At 61.3% G+C, this 785-nt stretch carries 1 protein-coding gene and 1 tRNA gene; both read left to right on the top strand.

What is annotated here, in order from left to right; genetic code table 11:
• Positions 1-35: 35 nt before the first annotated feature.
• Positions 36-111: transfer RNA gene (locus R1101_RS0124790), tRNA-Thr, on the top strand.
• A gap of 244 nt (positions 112-355) precedes the next feature.
• Positions 356-553 carry a hypothetical protein gene (locus tag R1101_RS0124800; RefSeq protein ID WP_026003667.1) on the top strand — a complete coding sequence of 66 codons (198 nt, stop codon included), beginning with the start codon at positions 356-358 and terminating at the stop codon, positions 551-553.
• Positions 554-785 lie beyond the last annotated feature (232 nt).

A 785-nucleotide genomic window follows, 5' to 3' on the forward strand; every position in this document is an offset into this window, starting at 1 on the left:
GGGTAGTCCGCTAGACTTCGGACGCCGAAAGGCTCGCTGCCTTAGCTCAGTCGGTAGAGCATTTCACTCGTAATGAAAAGGTCGTCGGTTCGATTCCGACAGGCAGCTCCACGAAGGCCCCTCACCACGGTGAGGGGCCTTCGACGTTGTCTGCGTCCTGCGCGTCGTGCGCGGATGATGGAGGCATGTTGATGGAACTGTTCTCCTTGGTCCTGATTATCGGTGCTCTCGCTGTGGTGCTGCCCACGGCGATCCGGGTCTTCCGTAACCGCGACCGTTGAGACGGAGCGGCCGCGACGGTTGACACGGCGTCGAAATCCTCGACAAGGCGGTGACCGCGCAGCATGCTTCTCTCATGGCTGAGTCGTTGAAAGACCGGGTTCGGGAGAAGATCCTGCGGCAGCGCGCCGAGGACGGAGGCCGGCCGATCGGCGACGCCGAGGGGGACGACCCCCGGCTCATGGATATCCGCAGCGATCTCGCGATGCTCGAGCAGGCCGAGGAGGACGACCCGATCGTCCAGCATCTTGCCGCCAAGTACTGGGTGCCTTGAGCACCCTCCGATACCGTTTCCGAGCCGAGAAACACGCGTTGAACAGGTGATTTGGCGTTCTCGACGATGTTCGCGTAACTTATTTCAGGTCAGAGCGACACGGACACCGACCCGGGCCGAAAGGAACGGGACAACGAGGTTGGACGAAGGCGCCTGCAGATTTCACTGGTTCGAAACCTTCTGGTAAGGTTTGGAACCGTGCCCGAGAGCCGGAAGGCCTTCGGATGAACAG

The sequence above is a fragment of the Rhodococcus sp. R1101 genome (assembly GCF_000278445.1).
GTDB classification, from domain to species: Bacteria; Actinomycetota; Actinomycetes; order Mycobacteriales; family Mycobacteriaceae; genus Rhodococcus; species Rhodococcus gordoniae.